Source organism: Kitasatospora sp. NBC_01302, assembly GCF_035976515.1.
Taxonomy (GTDB): Bacteria; Actinomycetota; Actinomycetes; order Streptomycetales; family Streptomycetaceae; genus Kitasatospora.
In genome coordinates, this window is sequence record NZ_CP108404.1 from 1 (window position 1) to 17377 (window position 17377).

General features: G+C 70.8%; 16 protein-coding genes and 3 pseudogenes. 6 read left to right on the plus strand and 13 right to left on the minus strand.

Annotation, left to right across the window (positions count from 1 at the left end; all coding sequences use genetic code 11):
- The first annotated feature begins 513 nt into the window (after nucleotides 1-513).
- Together OG294_RS00005 and OG294_RS00010 are read left to right on the plus strand one after the other, a co-directional pair.
- The gene (locus tag OG294_RS00005; RefSeq protein WP_327064252.1) at nucleotides 514-1014 is read left to right on the plus strand and encodes a hypothetical protein; all 501 of its coding nucleotides are present in this window, start codon (nucleotides 514-516) and stop codon (nucleotides 1012-1014) included.
- 69 nt (nucleotides 1015-1083) lie between these two features.
- Nucleotides 1084-3567: a DEAD/DEAH box helicase gene (locus tag OG294_RS00010; protein ID WP_327064254.1), complete on the plus strand. Its 2484-nt coding sequence runs from the start codon at nucleotides 1084-1086 to the stop codon at nucleotides 3565-3567.
- A 483-nt stretch (nucleotides 3568-4050) separates the two neighbouring features.
- Here OG294_RS00010 and OG294_RS00015 read toward each other — a convergent pair.
- The 4 genes and pseudogenes from OG294_RS00015 to istA all read right to left on the minus strand — a co-directional run.
- Nucleotides 4051-4483, minus strand: a pseudogene (locus OG294_RS00015) (transposase); the annotation flags it as partial.
- Between the two features lie 22 nt (nucleotides 4484-4505).
- The gene (istB, locus tag OG294_RS00020) at nucleotides 4506-5150 is read right to left on the minus strand and encodes an IS21-like element helper ATPase IstB (protein ID WP_442789298.1); all 645 of its coding nucleotides are present in this window, start codon (nucleotides 5148-5150) and stop codon (nucleotides 4506-4508) included.
- On the minus strand, nucleotides 5113-5337 hold the full coding sequence (locus OG294_RS40950; protein ID WP_442789089.1) for a hypothetical protein: 225 nt from the start codon (nucleotides 5335-5337) through the stop codon (nucleotides 5113-5115). Before OG294_RS40950 ends, istB begins: the two co-directional genes overlap by 38 nt.
- Nucleotides 5337-6603: pseudogene (gene istA, locus OG294_RS00025) on the minus strand (IS21 family transposase). The gene OG294_RS40950 and the pseudogene istA overlap by 1 nt, the downstream one beginning before the upstream one ends.
- Before the next feature lie 279 nt (nucleotides 6604-6882).
- Between istA and OG294_RS00035 the strand changes: the two are divergent.
- Together OG294_RS00035 and OG294_RS40955 are read left to right on the plus strand one after the other, a co-directional pair.
- On the plus strand, nucleotides 6883-7458 hold the full coding sequence (locus tag OG294_RS00035) for a hypothetical protein (protein WP_327064257.1): 576 nt from the start codon (nucleotides 6883-6885) through the stop codon (nucleotides 7456-7458).
- A gap of 112 nt (nucleotides 7459-7570) precedes the next feature.
- Nucleotides 7571-7828, plus strand: a pseudogene (locus tag OG294_RS40955) (site-specific integrase); the annotation flags it as partial.
- Between the two features lie 139 nt (nucleotides 7829-7967).
- Here the strand turns inward: OG294_RS40955 and OG294_RS40960 are convergent.
- The 4 genes from OG294_RS40960 to OG294_RS00055 all read right to left on the minus strand — a co-directional run bounded on the left by OG294_RS40960 (nucleotide 7968) and on the right by OG294_RS00055 (nucleotide 10446).
- On the minus strand, nucleotides 7968-8177 hold the full coding sequence (locus OG294_RS40960) for a transposase (RefSeq protein ID WP_442789299.1): 210 nt from the start codon (nucleotides 8175-8177) through the stop codon (nucleotides 7968-7970).
- A gap of 322 nt (nucleotides 8178-8499) precedes the next feature.
- Nucleotides 8500-8883, minus strand: coding sequence for a helix-turn-helix domain-containing protein (locus OG294_RS00045; protein WP_327064258.1), 384 nt, complete (start codon nucleotides 8881-8883; stop codon nucleotides 8500-8502).
- 925 nt (nucleotides 8884-9808) lie between these two features.
- On the minus strand, nucleotides 9809-10231 hold the full coding sequence (locus tag OG294_RS00050; protein ID WP_327064259.1) for an Lrp/AsnC family transcriptional regulator: 423 nt from the start codon (nucleotides 10229-10231) through the stop codon (nucleotides 9809-9811).
- Nucleotides 10204-10446: a hypothetical protein gene (locus tag OG294_RS00055; protein WP_327064260.1), complete on the minus strand. Its 243-nt coding sequence runs from the start codon at nucleotides 10444-10446 to the stop codon at nucleotides 10204-10206. Before OG294_RS00055 ends, OG294_RS00050 begins: the two co-directional genes overlap by 28 nt.
- Before the next feature lie 337 nt (nucleotides 10447-10783).
- On the opposite strand from OG294_RS00055, the gene OG294_RS00060 reads away from it, so the two are divergent.
- The gene (locus OG294_RS00060) at nucleotides 10784-11116 is read left to right on the plus strand and encodes a hypothetical protein (RefSeq protein WP_327064261.1); all 333 of its coding nucleotides are present in this window, start codon (nucleotides 10784-10786) and stop codon (nucleotides 11114-11116) included.
- A 151-nt stretch (nucleotides 11117-11267) separates the two neighbouring features.
- Here the strand turns inward: OG294_RS00060 and OG294_RS00065 are convergent, their stop codons facing one another.
- Complete coding sequence (locus tag OG294_RS00065; RefSeq protein ID WP_327064262.1) at nucleotides 11268-13235, minus strand: thioester reductase domain-containing protein; 1968 nt, start codon at nucleotides 13233-13235, stop codon at nucleotides 11268-11270.
- Between the two features lie 69 nt (nucleotides 13236-13304).
- Entirely contained in the window at nucleotides 13305-13751 is a 447-nt protein-coding gene (locus OG294_RS00070) for a winged helix-turn-helix transcriptional regulator (RefSeq protein ID WP_327064263.1), read from the minus strand.
- Nucleotides 13752-13882: 131 nt separating this feature from the next.
- On the opposite strand from OG294_RS00070, the gene OG294_RS00075 reads away from it, so the two are divergent.
- Nucleotides 13883-14755, plus strand: a complete 873-nt coding sequence (locus tag OG294_RS00075) for an aldo/keto reductase family oxidoreductase (protein ID WP_327064264.1) — start codon at nucleotides 13883-13885, stop codon at nucleotides 14753-14755.
- Between the two features lie 76 nt (nucleotides 14756-14831).
- Here OG294_RS00075 and OG294_RS00080 read toward each other — a convergent pair whose 3' ends face one another.
- Genes OG294_RS00080 through OG294_RS00090 form a run of 3 tightly spaced genes read right to left on the minus strand, consistent with a single transcriptional unit; the run spans nucleotide 14832 to nucleotide 17295 of the window.
- Nucleotides 14832-15314, minus strand: coding sequence for a MarR family winged helix-turn-helix transcriptional regulator (locus tag OG294_RS00080; protein WP_327064265.1), 483 nt, complete (start codon nucleotides 15312-15314; stop codon nucleotides 14832-14834).
- A gap of 14 nt (nucleotides 15315-15328) precedes the next feature.
- Nucleotides 15329-16390: an alcohol dehydrogenase catalytic domain-containing protein gene (locus tag OG294_RS00085; protein WP_327064266.1), complete on the minus strand. Its 1062-nt coding sequence runs from the start codon at nucleotides 16388-16390 to the stop codon at nucleotides 15329-15331.
- The gene (locus OG294_RS00090) at nucleotides 16387-17295 is read right to left on the minus strand and encodes a VOC family protein (RefSeq protein WP_327064267.1); all 909 of its coding nucleotides are present in this window, start codon (nucleotides 17293-17295) and stop codon (nucleotides 16387-16389) included. The genes OG294_RS00085 and OG294_RS00090 overlap by 4 nt, the downstream gene beginning before the upstream one ends.
- Between the last annotated feature and the right edge of the window lie 82 nt (nucleotides 17296-17377).

Consider the following 17377-nt stretch of genomic DNA (forward strand, 5'->3'; position numbering starts at 1 on the left):
CCACGGGCCTTCGGCCCGGGTTGTTTGCGCCTTCGGCGCTGCGCGGCGCCTTCGGCGCCGGTACTGCCCCGGCCTTTGGCCGGGGCCCTCGGCTTCGCCGAGGGCTGGCCCGCGCGGTGCGCGGGCAGCGGGCCGGCTGCGCCGGCCGGATCGGGCTGCGCCCGATCGGGAGGGATGGCGGGCGCTGCGCGGGCTTGGCTGGTGGTGGGTCAACTCCGCGCTTCGCTGCGGAGTTGGGTGGGTGTCAGGGTCGGCCTTCGGCCCTCGGCGGGGTGGGGGTGGATGCCGGGCTTCGCCCGGGCTGGCTGTGGTGGCGGGTGGGGCGCTTCGCACCTTGGGGGTGGTTGGGTGACGGGTGGTCATGTGGTGGGGTCACTCGTTGGGGTGGTGGAGGGGCGGGCTTCTCCCTCGTGCATCAAAGACAGCAGCCCGCTAGACTCTGTGCTGTTAGCTGGGCTTCGGTAGGGCCTTCAGCCCGCTGGAACGGCGCGGTTTCAGTAGAGGAGAAATACAGTGGCTGAAAGCTCCTACGGAATCTATCTCGCTCGGTCCGCTGTGCGCCATAAGGCCCAGGGGAAATCTCCGGAGTATCTCGCCAACCAGGTGGGACAGGCTCGCTGGTGGGAGCGGGAGGCCGGCCTGCTGGACTACGGGCCCTCCGCGAAGGAAGAGGCTGACGAGTGGGAGCGGATTGCCGAGCTCGTCCGCGCCGAGGGGCTGGCTGCCTACGACGCGGCCCACGACGAGCAGGCCCAGGTTTGGGACGCGGAGTACCGGGACCTTGTAGCGGCACAGCAAGAGGGGACGCAGCGGCTTCGCCGCACCCGCCGGGTGGAGGCCGGGCAGCAGCTGGCGGTGGAGCTGTCCGCCAAGGCGGAGCAGCGCCTGGTGGCGCTGGCGGCTGGGTTGGGGGTGTCTGCGGAGCGGGTGCTGGAGGTCTTGGCGGAGAACGTCGAGAGCACCGGTGAGGGCTTGGTCCGCGTGCCCGGAGTTCGGGTTTCCCCTTCGCCGTGAATAGCTGAATTACCCGTACTGGTCCTACTCCCACGTCACCCGAATTCCAGCTGGAAGGAATTGCCCGTCATGTCTAAGAAGCTTCGTCCTAATCAGGAAGAGGCGTGTGACGCTTCGGTACGACTTCTGACGCTTCCGGCATCGGGTCTGGTGCCGCCGGAGGGGCTGCGGTGTCAGGTCCGGGCCGCGACGGGCTCGGGCAAGTCGCTGACGGCCGTGCACGTGGCCGGGCGGCTGCGCTCGGAGCGGACGCTGGTGCTGGTGCCGTCGTTGCCGCTGCTGGAGCAGACGGTGGCCGTGTGGAAGCGGGAGGGGCACGGCGGGCGGATGGTGGGGCTCTGCTCCCTCAAGGGCAGCGAGCAGCCGGGGATCGCGTGCACCACCGATCCGGTGGAGTTGATCCGCTGGACGGCCGGGCCGGAGCGGGTGACGGTGTTCGCCACGTACGCCAGCCTGGGCCTCGGCCACTTGGAGAAGGCGCATCAGGAGGGTTTGGAGCCGTTTTCGCTGGCGGTAGTTGATGAGGCTCACCGTGTCAGTGGCCAGGCTGGGAAGCCGTGGGCGGCGATCCTGGACAACACCCGGATCCCGTGTGACCGGCGGTTGTTCATGACGGCCACGCCGAGGTTGTGGGCCGTCAAGGAGCGGGATCGGGAGCGGGCGGCGGCGGCCGGCATCGGGGCGGCCGAGCTGATCGCGAGCATGGACGACGAGAGCCTGGCTGCCTTCGGCCCCATCGCCCATGACTATCCGCTCGGGCAGGCAGTGTCGGATGGCGTGATCGCCCCCTACCGCATCGTGTGCGTCGACGTCTCGGACCCGGTCCTCCAGGGGCTGGAGCAGCGTGGTGCGAGCGAGATGTCGGTGGAGTACCGGGGCGCGCGGCTGGCGGCCCTGCAGACGGCTCTGCTGACCGCTGCCGCCGAGTGGGACCTGGCCCGGGTGCTGTCGTTCCATCACATGGTTGCGGAGGCGCGGGCGCTCAGCACCGGGCTCCGGGATGTGGCGAAGGTGCTGTGGGAGCAGGACCCGGCGCTGCACGCGGCCCCGGAGCTGATCGGCACGAGCTGGCTGGAGTCCGAGCACACCACCGCCGAGCGGCGCAAGGCACTCGGCGACTTCTCCTCGCTGCTCGCCGACGACGGGCTGCGGCTGCTGCGCTACGTGCTCTCCTCGGTCAAGGTCTTGAGCGAGGGCGTGGACACGTTCGACTGCGACAGCGTGTTCTTCGCGGACGTGCGCGGCTCGATGGTCGACCTGGTGCAGGCTGTTGGCCGGGCGCTGCGGATGCACCCGGGCAGCGGGAAGGTCGCCACCATCGTCGTGCCGGTCATCCTCGGGCCCGGGGAGAGCGGCACGGAACTGCTCAGCTCGAAGACGTTCGACGGGCTCGCCAAACTGTTGATGGCGCTCCGCTCGCACGACGCCGCCGCCGTCGAGCGCCTGGCGATGCCGCAGTCCGAGACCCGGCCCCCGCGTGAGCCCAGGCACGCCGGCGACCCCGACGAACGCCGCTCAGGCGAAGCCGGGGAGCAGCTGCTGCAGTTCTCCACCCAGCGCGACCCGGCGCTGATCGCGGCGTTCGTGCGGACCCGGGTACTGGAGCCGGAGCGGGCCGAGTACCGACGGGGCCTGGAGGAACTGCTCGCCTACAAGAAGTCGTTCGGCGACGTGAAGGTCGCCTACGCCTATGTCGCCCCGTCCGGGCACCGGCTGGGCTCGTGGGTGGCCGACCAACGCCGCTACAAGGCGGCCGATGTGCTGGACGCCGAGCGGGTCAAGGAGCTGGACGAGCTCGGGATGGTGTGGTCGGTGTTCGACACGGCCTTCACCGACAACCTCACCGCGGTCGCCGGGTACGCCGCCGAGCACGGGCACGCCTGCCCGCCGAACGAGGCGGTGTGGGGCGGGCGGCCGGTCGGGACCATCCTCAAGAACCTGCGCACGGCGCAGCGGCGCACGGAGGCGCTGGAGCGCCGGGCCGAGGCCGGCGAACAGGGCCTTGACTGGACGGGGGCGCTGACCGCCGGCCGCAGGGCCGCCCTCGACGCGATCGACCCGGCGTGGTGCCCCCGCGGGCACACGGTGGAGTGGCAGCGCTGCTTCGCCCTGGCCTGGCGCCACGTCAAGGCCGGCGGCACACTCGCCGGAGCCGAGCCGGGCAGCATCGTCGTCCAGGGCGAGGACCTCGCCGGATGGGGCCGCGCCCAGCAGAGCGGCTGGGACAAGCTCGGCCCGGCCCAGCACTGGGCGCTGGAGCACGTCCTTGGACTCGAACCCCTGGCACCGGAGCAGAAGCCGGCCGCGAAGGTGACGCACGCGGAGAAGGAGGCTCGCAACCTCGCCGCCGCCGCCCAGTACCGCGCCCGCGAAGGACACCTCAACGTCCCCCGCATATACAAGGAACCCCTGGTCGTGGACGACGGCGCCGAAGATGGCGCCACCGTACTGATCAGCCTCGGCCTGTTCATCGCCAACAGCCGCAGCAGGCGCGCCGACATCCCCACCCACCGCGCCACACGCCTCACCGAACTCGGCATGCGCTGGGAATAGCCGGGCACCGAACACGGGCCGGGCCGCCATGGGTGCAACACGGCAACACCCGGCCCGTCTGAGGAGGGAAAGGCCAGGTCAGGGGTGCAACACGAGGCCCGCGTTGCACCCCTGTGTAGCAGTCGGCGGCTGGGGTGCGCGCGACCGGCGTCGGCCACGTCAAAGCTGTCCGGTGACACGGAACCTTGACTGATCGACAGGGAAGTCCCACCGAACGCAGCTCGTGACAGCGAAGTTGGATCGTCACGCGGCAATTTCCGAGTAGCTTGTCGTTCAGTACCGTTCCGGGGGCTCGCCGTATACCGAGGGCGACACCATCGCCGGCGGAGGGGGGCCGATGCCGATCTGCCCGCAGGGCCACGAGTCGCCGACCGATGACTACTGCGATGCCTGCGGCCGGCCGATGCGGACCACAGGCATTGAGGTGTCGAGTCACTCGCCTGTCGGCGCGATACCCTCCCCGCCATCCGTGCCCGTGGTGCACAGGGCCCGGCCGCGGAACGCGGCCAGCTGGCCGTCGAGGTCCTGGCAGATCCTGAAGACCTCACTCCTGGAGATGCCGGTGTCGGCACCCGGGGGCCTTGACCGGGTCGTCGACGGGGCGGGTGGAGACGCCGTGGACGCAGGCCTCCATGATGACCGTGTAGAGGGCCTGGTCGATGCGGCGGCGGCGCTCCAGCAGGGCGGGGAAGAAGCTTCCCGCGCGTAGCTCGGGGATGACCAGGTCCAGGTCGCCGGCCGCGGTACTCAGGATCTTGTCGCGGTGCCCGTTGCGGAACGCGGTGCGGGTCTCGGTGTGCTCGTTCCACCGGGCGCCGATCCTCGCCTCGGCCTCGATGAGCTCTTGGAGCATCCGCTCGGCGACCCCTCGGACTGTCGGCAACGGCTGAAATCGGGCCGGTTTGATCGGTTCAATCGTGGGCCATCGTGCGGTCTGTTCAGTCGTTGTCGGTGGTGCGGGTGCGGCCGAGTTCGCGGCCGCGCATGCGGTAGGACTCGCCTTTGAGGGAGTGGACCTCGGCGTGGTGGACGAGTCGGTCGATCATGGCGGCAGCGACGGTCTCGTCGCCGAAGGTCTCTCCCCAGCGTCCGAAGGGTTTGTTCGAGGTGACGATCACGCTGGCCCTCTCGTATCTGTTCGAGATCAGCTGGAAGAACAGGTTCGCGGCCTCTGATTCGAACGGGATGTAGCCGACCTCGTCGATCACGATCAGCGGGTAGCGGCCGAGCTTGACGAGTTCGTCCTGGAGGCGGCCGGCCTGGTGGGCGGCGGCGAGGCGGTCGACCCACTGGGCGGCGGTGGCGAAGGCGACCCGGTGGCCTGCCTGGCAGGCCCGAACCGCGAGTCCGGTGGCGAGGTGGGTCTTGCCGGTGCCCGGCGGCCCCAGGAAGATCGCGTTCTCCCGGGCGGCTATGAAGTCCAATGTTCCCAGATGGGACAGTTGTTGGCGCGTCAGACCGCGCAGGTGGGTGACGTCCAGCTCTTCGATGGTCTTGATCGCGGGGAAGCGGGCGGCTCGGATGCGGCCCTCGCCGCCGTGGCTGTCACGGGCGGAGACCTCGCGCTGCAGGCAGGCGACCAGGTACTCGAGGTGGGGTCCAGGACTCGGCCTGGGCGCGTTCGGCCAGACGCTCGGCGGCGTCCAGCAAGGCGGGGGCCTTCATCGCGCGGGCGAGGAAGGCCAGGTCGGCGGCGGTCTGCCGGCCCGTGCGGGAAGCCTGGCCGTCCGCCTTCGCCGTGCCGGAGGGTGTGGAGGCGGTGCGGGCCATCAGGTGTCCTCCTTCCCGGCGCCGCCCTCGATGAGGGTGAACATGCGGTCGTAAGTGCCCAGTTCACGTTGCTCGACGTCGATGCCCAGGCTGTCGGGCGCCAGCAGGGCGGCATGGGCGGTGGCCGCGCGGGCGGCCTGCTGGTGGATGACCTCGCCGCGCAGGACCTCGGCCGCGGTGGCGTGCTCGGGGTCGGTGATGCTCTGGTGCCTGGCCCAGCAGCGGGTGTGTCGGCCACGATGTCGTTGCCGGCGATGACGGTGACCTCCTCGTTGTCGGCGCGGACCATGACGGTGCGTCCGATCGCGCGCGGGTGGACGGAGTAGTCGTTGGTGTCGACGCGGATGTAGTGGTCGCGGCCGATGCGGGTGTGGAAGCGCCACCAGTGCGGCGGGGCGACGGGCGGGATCGACAGCATCGCGGCCCGGTCGGCCTCCCAGCGGTCCACCGGCCGGGCGCCGATGATCCGGTGCTGGCGCCGGTTGGCGATCTGCAGCCACGCGGTCAGCTGGTTGTTGAAGTCGTCGGGGCCGGTGAAGGTGCGGCCCGGCAGGAAGCTGGTCTCCAGATAGCCGTTCGCGCGTTCGACCAGGCCCTTCGCCTCCGGGTCGCGGGGCCGGCAGAGGTGGACCTTGACGGCGAGCAGGCCCGCGAACGCGGCGAACTCGCTGGTCAGCCTGCCTTTGCCGACGCCCGCCTCGTTGTCCCAGACCAGCATCTTCGGGACGGCGCCCCAGCCGTCAGCCAGCAGGCGCCAGTGGCCGTCGATCAGGTCGCCCGTCTGCCGGGAGGGCAGCATCCGGGCGGTGATCACCCGTGAATACCCGGAGACGATCACGAGGACAGGCGGGCGACCGGACTGGCCGTAGCCGAGCGGGATGTCCACGGCGGGAACCACAGGTCGCACTGGGCGAGCTCACCGGGCTGGTAGACCGTCCGCGAGACCGGATCGACCGGCAGATAGGCCGGCCGCAGCTCGCGCACCCGCTCACGCAGGATCGTCATCCCGCGCTGCCAGCCGATCCGCTCGGCGATGACGGTGACCGGCATCGTGGGAGTCGCCTTGAGCAACTCGCGGATCGCAGGCTCGACCGCATCCACCGCCGAGCCCTTCAGCGGACGCTGGTAGACCGGCGGCCGATCCGAGGCCAGGGCCCGCGACACGGTGCCTCTGGAGATCCCCAGCTGCCGGGCCACTGCCCGGGCCGACAGCCCCTCAGCCCGATACAGCCGGCGAATCTCGGCCCAGTCCTCCACGCAGATCACCCTCTCCTCCTCCTGACTCCAGACCCATGAAGTCAGAATGATCAAGAGATCGCAGAGTGGCCCGCTTTTTGATCCGCCGTCCGTGGTCCTCGTTTCACCCGTTGCCGACACCCGTGGGTTCATTGAGCCAGCCAAGCTCCCTGACGGCCTCGGCGGATGCCTGATCTGCAGGTCTGCCGAGATGCCGCCCGCTGTGGCGAATGCCGCCGATTCTTCAGGATCTCTGAAGTATCCTCAGCTGTCATGGTGATGCCGCCGGAAAGCTGAAGGGGAGGACGGATGGCGCTGGCTGTAGTGCGCGACCTGCGGCCCGATCTGCGGCTGGAGTCCGCTGAAGAAGTCGCCGCGTTCGAGCAGGATCTGCTGGCGGAGTTCGTGCTCGCCCGCGCTTCCGCCGGGGTGTTGGACGACACGATCCGTGCGGACGTCGGCGGGGTCCTCGGGCTGCGGGAGTGGTTCGGCCGACCGTTGTGGGAGATGCAGCCGCAGGACCTGGACCGGTACTTCGGCCGGCATCGCCGCGGCTCGGCACCGGGCACGAAGGTCCGCCCGGCCGCTGCGTTCGCCGTCTACTTCGAGTTCCTGGAGCTGAGGCACAAGGCGACGATCCACGCGGCCACCGGCGTGGTGGTCGAGTCGCCACTCGATGAGGTCAACCGGCCCCGCGGCGGCACCGCGTCTCGCCTTCGGATCCCGCCCTCGGCCGAGGAGGCGGCGAGGCTGTTCTCGGGCTGGCGGGAGGACATGGAGGCCGCGCGAAAGTACGCGCCGGCCGCGCGGAATTACACCGCCGCCCGTCTGACCAGCCTGATCGGCCCGCGAATTTCGGAGCTGTGCCTGCTGCGGGATCGGTGACGTCCGGTGGGACCTCGGACGGTTCGGCAAGATCCTGTTCAAGGGCAAGGGAAGCGTCGGCCGGGGGAAGAAGGAGCGGCTCGTCCCGCTGATCAACGGGGCTCGGGACCTGCTGGAGTGGTGGGTCACCGGCCCTCGCTGGGAGTTCGACGGCAGGGCGGAGGACCCTTTGGCACCGCTGTTTCCGTCTGAGCGCCGGTACGGCGACGGATCCAGTCGGGCGGTGACCGACGACGCGTTGCGGTCGGGGCTCGCCGAGGCGGTTGCACGCCATCTTCCGCACCAGATAGGCCAGTTGACGCCACACGTTCTGCGGCACTTCGCGGCCTCTGACCTCTATCGGAACGGCATGGACGTCGTGGCTATCCAGGAGATCCTCGGCCACGAGTGGCTCAACACCACCATGATCTACGTGCATGTTGAGCAATCCCACGTCGAGGACGCGGGGATCCGGGCCGGCCAGAGGGCCGCCGCGGGGGCGGGCCGATCAGCGGGCCGAGAGCACGCTCCTACCAAGCCACTCCACGGGGGACCCCAGGGCCGGCGGGGCGGCACATCAAGGACAAGCCACCGCGCAGCTGGCGGTTCTCCCGACGCAGCCTCGCCAGTTCCTCCTTCTCGGTGGCGTTCAGCCGATCGTCGCGCTCACCACGGTCGGCCTCGCCCTGGCGGATCCAGTTGCACAGAGCCTCGTAGTGCACCCCCAGGCCCCGAGCCAGCTATCGGATTACCGGCTTCGGGTCGGCGGCTCGGTACACGGCAACGGCTCGCTGCCCAACTCGAATGGATATTTCATCGATGCAACCATGGCAGAAAGCCCCCTATCACGACCTATCAGGGCGTGTCGGTAACCTTCCGTACCTCGGGGGAACCTCAACCAAACAGGGGGCCGGCCCGTCCTAAGGGCGGGAAAACCAGACGCTAGCTCCGGAGATCCCGACCTTCCCCCAGCCGGGTGAACCATCGTGTGCGGCCCGGGCGCAACCGTCTCCCGTCACGCGGTCCGGCGGCGCCGCGTGACGGGAGACGGTTGCGCCGCGCCTATTCCTCGTCCCGGACAGCCTTGATGGTGCGTCGACGCCTAGCATCCACGTTCCCCACCTTGCGCGGTGCCTCGGCACGCGCGTCAGGCGTGACCTCCGGGGCCTCCAGTGCCTCTGCGACCAGGCGGCGGATCTCCGGGTTGGAGGCGAAGAAGTAGCGGGGGTTGATCCGGTAGCGGGTCGGGTCGGGGTTCTCCACCAGGCGGAGGGTCTCCAGACGGGCGAGGGCGTCGTAGACCGTCGAGGTGGACGTCCCGCAGTCGTGCGCGATTTCCTCCACATCGGCGGTGATCAGTTCGAACACCGCACCCTGGGCAGTCAGCCACTCCAGGACGCTGCGCTGGGCAGCGCTCAGGTTCAGGGTGTAGACCGGCGACTTCACGATGCACGTCGCTCATTCGGTGCGGCGGGATTTGTAGAATCAACACAGTTCACGCCGCATTACCGGGAAGGCCCGGTGCCTGACGACCAGCCGAGCGTTCAGATCGTGATTTTGAGGCTGCACCCTGGGGTGAGCCGTGAGGGGTTCCTCGACGTCACCCGCCGGATGGCGAGTTGGCTCCGACTGCGACCCGGCTCCATGGGCTACGAGCTCTACGAGGGGTCGCTTGCGGGGATGACACTGGATTCCTCCTGGTGCGGGATGTCTGCGGAGACGAGAACGAAAGACGAGAACGAAGATGGTCAAGATCATCTTTTTGCCGAACGGCACCGCCGCCCGCACTTCATGCGACGAGCATCCTGCCCGTTGCCGCGGCACCCGCCGGTCGGCCCCACGCTCCCGCCCGTACGCTGCCGAACTGGTCACCCTCGCCACGAGCTGCCGCTGTCGGGTTCCCGCGTTCACCGCCTCGACCAGCCGAGTAACGCAGCAGGGAGCCACGGTGTCGGCTTGGTTGGCCGGTCCCCTGCCGACGACTGGTGGCCGGACCAGGTCGGGCTCGGGTGCTGCGACAACCCGAACGAGGGAAGCGCGACCAGATGACGGCATTGACGGGGCGACGCCTGCCGGCGATCTTGCGGCCCCGCTGCACCCGCCGCAGCCGGCTTGGCACCCGGCGGCCACAGTCCGTGCCCGCGTCCCGACGTCCCGCCCAACTGCTGCCCGTTTCTGACCCAGGTCGCTGTGCGCCCTGCGGGTAGACCATGTCCACCGCATCTCACCAGCCCGCCGCCGGGTCAGCCGCACACGGCCGCCCCGCGGAGGGGGAACAGACAAAGGCGGCCGCCGACACGCTGAGGCTAGCGTACGGACTGCTCCCGGCAGATGTCATGCGATTCCCGGAGCGTGACACTCTTCGCTGAGGTCAGGGCTCAAGAATGCGGTCGAGGCCGAGCGAGACCTCGTGCAGGACGAGTCGGCTGCGCACCTCCCGGACGCCCAGTTCGGCCTTGAGTCGGTCGATGACGGTCTCGAACTCGCGCGCGTCGGTGCAGGCCAGCCGGACCTGGAAGTCGTAGTCGCCGGTGAGGCGCATCGCGCTGACCACCTGGGGCACGTCGGCGAGTTGCCGCTCGAAGGCGCGGCGGTCCGTGTCGTCGCGCAGTCGGATGTCGCTGATCATCTGCATGCCGCGGCCGAACGCCGCCAGGTCCAGCTCGGCCTGGAGCCGGCGGACCCGGTCGGCCACCGTGTTCGCGGACAGCCGGACCTGGCGGCCCAGCTCCTGGTAGGTGGCCCGGCCGTCCTGCAGAAGGAGGGTCAGGAGGTGTCGATCGATGCGGTCCACGACACCATGGTACGAATACTCGGCCGATCACCGATATCAGCGACGATCCAGCGGTGAATCAGTGTCAGCAGCCGGTAGTCCGAGCCAAAATCGGCCGGATCGACGTGAGAATCGCAGGCATGGAACTGCTGCTGCTCCGCGTTGCCCTCGCCCCCTCCCTCGTCCTGCTGGCCTCCGTCGTCGCGCGCCGCTTGGGGCCATGCCGGGGCGGCCAACTGCTGGGCGCGCCGACGACCACCGGCCCGTTCCTGGCACTGACCTGGCTGGCCTCCGGACCGGAGCGGGCGGCGTCGGCCGCGCACGGCACGGTCACCGGGACACTGTCGTCGCGTGCTTCTGCCTGGCCCACGCGCGACTCGCCCCGACCCGCCCGCCGGGGCGCACGCTCGCCCTCGCCCTGCTCTGCGCGGCCGGGGCAGGGCTGGTCGGGGCCGGGCTCGACGAGGTCTGGCTGTCCGCCGCGCTGACCTCGGCCATGATCGTGGCCGGTCTGCTGACCTGGCCGACCACCGGCAGCCGACTGCCGCCCGGGGCTGGGAGATACCGGTGCGGATGGCCCTGTCCGGTGTGACCGTGGCGGGCGCGCTGGCCGCCGCCGCTGCCCTGGGGCCCTTCGTCGGCGGCGTCCTGTCGGCGCTCCCGGTGCTGCTCTCGATCATGGGCACCTCGGTGCACCGAACAGCCGGCGCCCCGGCCGCCGCCGAGCTGATGCGCGGTGCGCTGACCTCCGCCGCCGGCACGCTCGGCTTCCAACTGGTGCTCTGCTTCGCCCCGGTCCCGCTCGGCCCGGCCGCCGCCTTCGCACTCGCCCTGACCGCCCTGCTGACCGGCGACCGACTGCTGCGCTTGGGCCTCCCGCGGTCGGCGGCCGCCCGGCCCGCGTGACGCACGATCCGCCTGACGCCCGTCCCGCCTGACGCCCGGCGCTGTGTGGCCGGGCAGCAACGGCGGTACGGCAGAGCTCCTTGTTCCTCTGCCGTACCGGAGCACCGGGACTGGCCGTGCGGCGCGTCAGGGCCCGGGCCGCCGTGGCCCGTTACAGCAGGTGCTGTGCCCGGAGGTCTGCCACGTACTTGGTGATCAGGTCCGGCGACAGGTGCGGGATGTCGTTCTCCTCGTCGAGGGCGGCGGCCCGCACGGCCGCGCGGAACCGGTCGGCCGGGAGGGCGGAGCCGGGCAGGGGCTGCTGCGGCTTCGCGAAGGCGTGCAGCAGGGGAAGCAGCGAGTGCTGCCGCTGGCGGTCGGGCAGCGCTCGCAGGGCGGTCTCGAAGCGGTCGAACCACTCCTCGTGGTCGTCGATGCGCGTCAGGGGGTGTCCGGCGGCCGCCAGCCAGTCGACGAAGGTGTCGAGTGAGATGCCGTCCTCGTGCGGGTTCACCACATTGAAGGTCCAGTACCCCTCCCGGGCGTCCTCGCCCAGCGAGGCGATGGCCCGCGCCGTGAAGTGCACGGGGAGCGCGTCGAAGTGGCCGGTGCCGTCACCGGTGCCCCGGGCGTAGAAGCTGCCGGGGGCGATGCCCGTCGCCAGCAGGCTCAGCAGGAGGCGGGTGACCACGTCCGGGATGTTCAGCTGACCCCGGTAGCGCGGGTGGGCGAGGATCAGGTTCGAGCGGAACACGGCGACCGGCAGGCCGAAGGTGTCGTGCGCCTCGCGCAGCAGCACTTCGCCGGCCCACTTGCTGGCCGCGTAGCCGTCCGCGTAGTCGCCGGTGAGGTCGCGCGCGGCGCAGGCCGTGCGGATGTCGGCTGCCTCGTCGGCCGCGGCGCCGGAGACTGCGGTGATCGTCGACAGGTAGGTGAACTGCTTGGTCCGGGAGGTGACCGCGAGCCTGATCAGTTCGGCCGTGCCGAGCACGTTGGGGCCGAACAGCTGGTCGTACGGCAGGACGTGGTTGACGAGTGCCGCCGGGTGGACGATCAGGTCCACGGTGTCGGCCAGCCGCTGCCAGGTCTTCGGGTCGAGCCCGAGGTCGGCCTCCCCGATGTCGCCGGCGACCACCTCCAGGTGCTCGGCGGCCAGGGCGCGGTAGTGCTTCAGGAGCTCCGGGTCGCCGGTGTCGAAGGCCGCGTCGAGCCGGGCCCGGGCCAGCTCGTCGGTGCTGCCGCGGACCACGCACACCACGGTGCCGCCGCGTTGCGCGACGCGCTCCAGCCAGGCGAGGCACAGGAAGCGGCCCAGGAAGCCGTTGGCGCCGGTCAGCAGGACGGTCCGCACCTCGGGCAGCCGGCCGTCGGGCCCACCACCGACGAGGTTGCCGCCACTCGCCGTGGCCTGCGGATCGAGGAACGCCCGCAGCGTCAGGTGATCCGCGAGCAGGTGCGTGGCGCCCGGTCCGTGGACGGTGTCGGCACTGGGGCGCCGGTGGCCCGAGGTCAGGGGCCGCTCGATGTGATCGGCCACCTGCTGCAGCGTGTTGACCGGGTTGAGGACGACGTCGACGGGGACGTCGACGTGGAAGACCTCCTCCAGCAGCTGGGAGAAGGTCAGCGCGGAGAGGCTGTCACCGCCGAGATCGAGGAAGCGCGTGGCGGGGCTCACCTCGTCCTGTCGGAGTCCGAGGACCGCTCGGGCGGACCGGAGCACGGTCTCCCGTACCGGCCGGTCCGTCCCGGTCCGGCGCAGGGCCTGGAGTTCGTCGTTCTCGCGCTCGGTCAGTTCGGTGTACAGCGCTTCGAGTCGCTCCCCGTAGCGCTGGGTCAACGCGGGCCGCAGCAGCTTGCGCACGCCGGAGAGCAGCCCGTTCTGCTGGCTGAACGGCTCGGGCTCGATGAGGAACGCTTGTGGGAGCTCGTACGCGTTGAGGCTCGCCTCGGTGGCGAGCTGGTGCAGGGACTCGCGCAGCATCGACCTGAGGCGGCCGGTGTCCTCGCCGGTGCGGTCGAGCGCCTCCTGGGTGGGGACGATGACCGCGAGCAGGTAGCCGCGAGCGCTGTTGCCGTAGACGAAGACCTGCCGGACGAGCGGACTGCCGGTGAAGAGGGCTTCCAGTGGGGAGGTCGCCACGAACTCGCCCTGGGACAGCTTGATGACGCTGGACCAACGGCAACGACGGCCCGAGATTGCTCATGTGGTTCAGGTGACACGCGTGTCGTAGGTCTCGCGGTTGGCAAGCACATCATCCATGTGCTCCTCGGCCCAGGCCTTGAGGCCGCGCATCATTTCGTGCAGCGACAGGCCGAGATCGGTCAGCTCGTAGGTGACCGTGACCGGCACGGTCGGCGTCACGGTGCGGGTGACCAGACCGTCGCGCTCCAGGGAGCGCAGCGTCTGGGTGAGCATCTTCTGACTGACGCCGACCAACAGGCGCAGCAGCTCCGAGTAACGCATCGACCGGGGCTCGCCGGCACAGTCGGCGCCCGGCCGGTGCGAGCCGCCGCCGCTGCCGAGCGCGGCCAGGATCAGCGTGACCCACTTGTCGGAGAGCCGGTCGAGCAGCTTACGGCTGGGGCAGACCGCCAGGAAGGCGTCGTACCCCGCCTTGGCCTCGGCCCTCTGCTGGGCCGCCGTCATCGTCGCCATGGACCACTCCTGTTCACCCGCGGGTTCCTTACGCACTCCGAAGTGCCTACTTCCCGCTGGGAAGCTACATCCCCATGATGGTGCGGGAGCGCTGCCAGGCACCACCCCTGGCCCCCTACGAAAGGCACACCATGGGCACCCCCTCCGCCTCCCTTCCCGGCGGCACCTGGACCCTGGGCGACCTGACCGTCACCCGGTTCGGCTACGGCGCCATGCAGCTCGCCGGCCCCTGGGTCATGGGCCCGCCGGCCGACCGCGACGGCGCACTCGCCGTCCTGCGCGAGGCCGTCGACCGCGGCATCACCCACATCGACACCTCCGACGCCTACGGACCGCACGTCACCAACCAGCTGATCCGCGAAGCGCTGCACCCGTACCGTGACTCGCTGCACATCGTGACCAAGGTCGGCGCGACCCGGGACGAGAAGGGAGGCTGGCCCCCGGCCCGGCGCCCCGAAGAGCTGCGCCGGTCCGTCCAGGAGAACCTGGAGAACCTCGGCCTCGACACGCTGGAGGTGGTCAACCTCCGGCTCGGCGACGCCCAGGGCCCCGTGGCCGGTTCGCTCACGGAGGCGTTCGGGGCACTGGCCGAACTCCAGCAGCAGGGTCTGATCCGGCACCTCGGCGTGAGCAACGCGACGGTGGAACAGATCGCCGAGGCGCAGGCGATCGCGCCGATCGTGTGCGTGCAGAACCTGTACAACCTCGCCCACCGCCACGACGACGAGCTGATCGACGAGCTCGCCGAGCAGGGCATCGCGTACGTGCCGTTCTTTCCCCTCGGTGGCTTCAGCCCGCTGCAGTCCTCGGCGCTCACGGCCGTGGCCGACCGGCTCGACGCGACGCCGATGTCGGTCGCCCTGGCCTGGCTGTTGCAGCGGTCGCCGAACATCCTGCTGATCCCCGGCACCTCGTCGGTGGCGCACCTGCGCGAGAACATCGCGGGCGCGGGAGTCCCGCTCTCCGACGAGGATCTCGCCGCGTTGGACAGGATCGGCCGCTGACCCCAGGGCGCTTCCCAGCGACCGGTCGGACAGCGGATGGCCGGACAGCGCCCGGCCGGACTCCGGCCCGCTGAGCTCACCCGCCCGGCGGCTCCTGCGGCGGGAGCGCGCACCCGGCGCCGGTCATGACACGCAGCAGCAGGCCGCGGAACTGCTCGCGCTCGGATTCGGTGAGCAGGGCCAGCGCGCGGGCGTCGACGGGCTCGGTCAGCTGCTGTGCCCGGTCGAGCAGTTGCGCTCCGTCCTCCGTGATGTGGACCCGCTGGATGCGCCCCTGGGTGGGATGCGGGCTGCGGCGCACCAGGCCGCGCCGCTCCAGCTCGGTGACCGCGCCGGACATGGCCTGCGCCGTGACCCCGGCCCGGCGGCCCAGCTCGGCGCCCGACAGCCATCCCTCGTCGGCGAAGGTGAGCTGGGCCAGAGCCGCGAGCTGGGCCTGGGTCAGCGACAGCGGTTTCAGGGCGCGCTCTACCTGCTGGCTGAGCGTGTTGGACAGCAGCCGGACCAGAAAGGCGATGCGGGACTGGGGTGCGACGGGGTGCGCTTCTTGGCGGGACACGGTGCCTCTCTGGGTCATCGGCGCGGCCTTTCGGTGACCCCCGGGAACTCGAGCACGATCTGGCCGCCGGCTCGCCCGGCCTCGATTCGGGCGTGGGCGTCGACGACCTGGTCCCAGGGGGTCGGTCGGATGAAGTTCTCCGGCGGCCGGAAGCCGGCGGACACCTCGGCCCAGAGGTTATCGCGATGCTTGCGGTTGCCGGTGCGCACGCCGACGATCGAGTGGCTGTGCAGGTACAGCTGCCGGAACCGCAGTGGCACCGGGTCATCGGTGATCGCGCCGGAGACGACGACCACCGTGGCCCGCGCCAGCGCGGGCAGGTAGGCGTCCCACAGCGCCGGGACTCCGAGGTTGTCGATGACACAGTCGATCCCGTCGTCCCCGGCGGCGGATCGCAGCCGCCCGGCCAGGTCGTCCGTGCCGGAGTCGATCGCCGCGGTCAGCGGCAGACCGGCCAGTCGGCCCGGGTCCCGTACGACCGCGATCACCCGACTGCCGCGGAAGGCGGCCAGCGCCGCGACGGTCGACCCGAGCGCGCCGCCGGCCCCGAGCACCAGCACCGTCGTGTCCGGCCCGGCGCCGCCCGCGGCCAGCTGCGCCGCGGCGACGCCGCCGTTGACGGCCAGCGAGGCCGCCTGGGCCAGGGTGATCCCCTCCGGGATCACCTGGACGTTCACCGCCGGTACGACGGTGAACTCGGCGTAGCTCCCGGGGCGGTGGATGCCGAGCAGGCGGATCTCGGGGCACGCCTCCTCGCGGCCTTGCGCGCAGTACCGGCATTGCCCGCAGGTCAGCGCCGACGTGACCGCGACCCGGGCGCCGAGCAGGGCGGTGTCCACCCCCTCGCCGACCGCGTCGACGAGGCCGGCGTGCTCGGTGCCGAACACGTGCGGGAAGGTGCGGATCTGCTCGGCGAAGGGCGGCCGGCCGGCCCGCGCGGCGACGTCCTTCGTGCGGGAGACCGTCGCCGCGCCGACCCGCACGCGCACCTCGCCGGGGCCGGGCTCGGGGTCGGGCAGTTGCGTGGTGCGCAGCACCTCGGGCGCGCCGAACCGGTCGATCACGATCGCCTTCATCGCTGCTCTCCCATCGGGGGGTTGGCCATCGGGGGGTTGGCCATCGCGTGGGCGACGCCCGGGGTGATGCCGCCGCTGGTACCCCACACGTCCGCGTTCTCCTGGGTGCGCGGCCAGGCCTGTGCCTGCCAGTCGGGGCCGACCTCGATCAGGTCCGAGGTGTACTCGATGACGTTGCCGACCGGATCCTGGAAGTAGCAGAAGACGTTTCCGCCCGGGCCGTGGCGGCCAGGGCCCCAGATGGTGTCGACCCCTGCCTTGCGCATCCGGCCCAGCGAGCGCATCACCTCGTCCGTGTCGCGGACCTCGAAGGCGACGTGGTTCAGCGTGGCCCACTCCCCCGGCGCCAGGACCACGCAGTGGTGCTGGGAGTTGCAGCGCAGGAAGACCATCAGGTCGTTCTCGTAGGTGTCGGAGACCGCGAAGCCCAGCACGTCGACGTAGAAGGCCTTGGCGGCGGCCAGGTCCGGCGAGTTCAGCACGACGTGGCTGAGCCGGTCCGGGCCGAAGTCCCGGCTCGCGGGCTCGCGGTGCTCCGGCAGGCCCGCGCCGACCTCCAGCACCCGGCCCTCCGGATCGGTGAATTCGACCGTGTAGCCGCCGTCGGCCCGCACGCCGGGCCCGGTGAGCACGAACGCGCCGGCCGCGCGGACCTTCGCCGCGATCGCGTCGACGTCGGCGGGGCTCGCCGCGCCGAGCGCGATCCGCTCCAGCGCGCGCCCGGCGCCCGGAACCAGCCGCAGCACGTGGTGTTCGGCGCCGCGGGCCCGCAGCGCGATCCCTCCGGCCGGGGCGGTCGGGTCGGGGACCTGTTCGAGGCCCCAGGTCCGCTCGTAGAAGGGCAACAACGCGGCGGGGTCCGTGGCCGCGATGTCGATGCTGCGCAGATGGGTGATGCCTGTCACGACGGTTCTCCTCGTTGCGTTCCCGGTCGTTGCGCTCCTATTGGATGTAAAGTACTTTATAAAGCAGTTGATATTCTGGCAA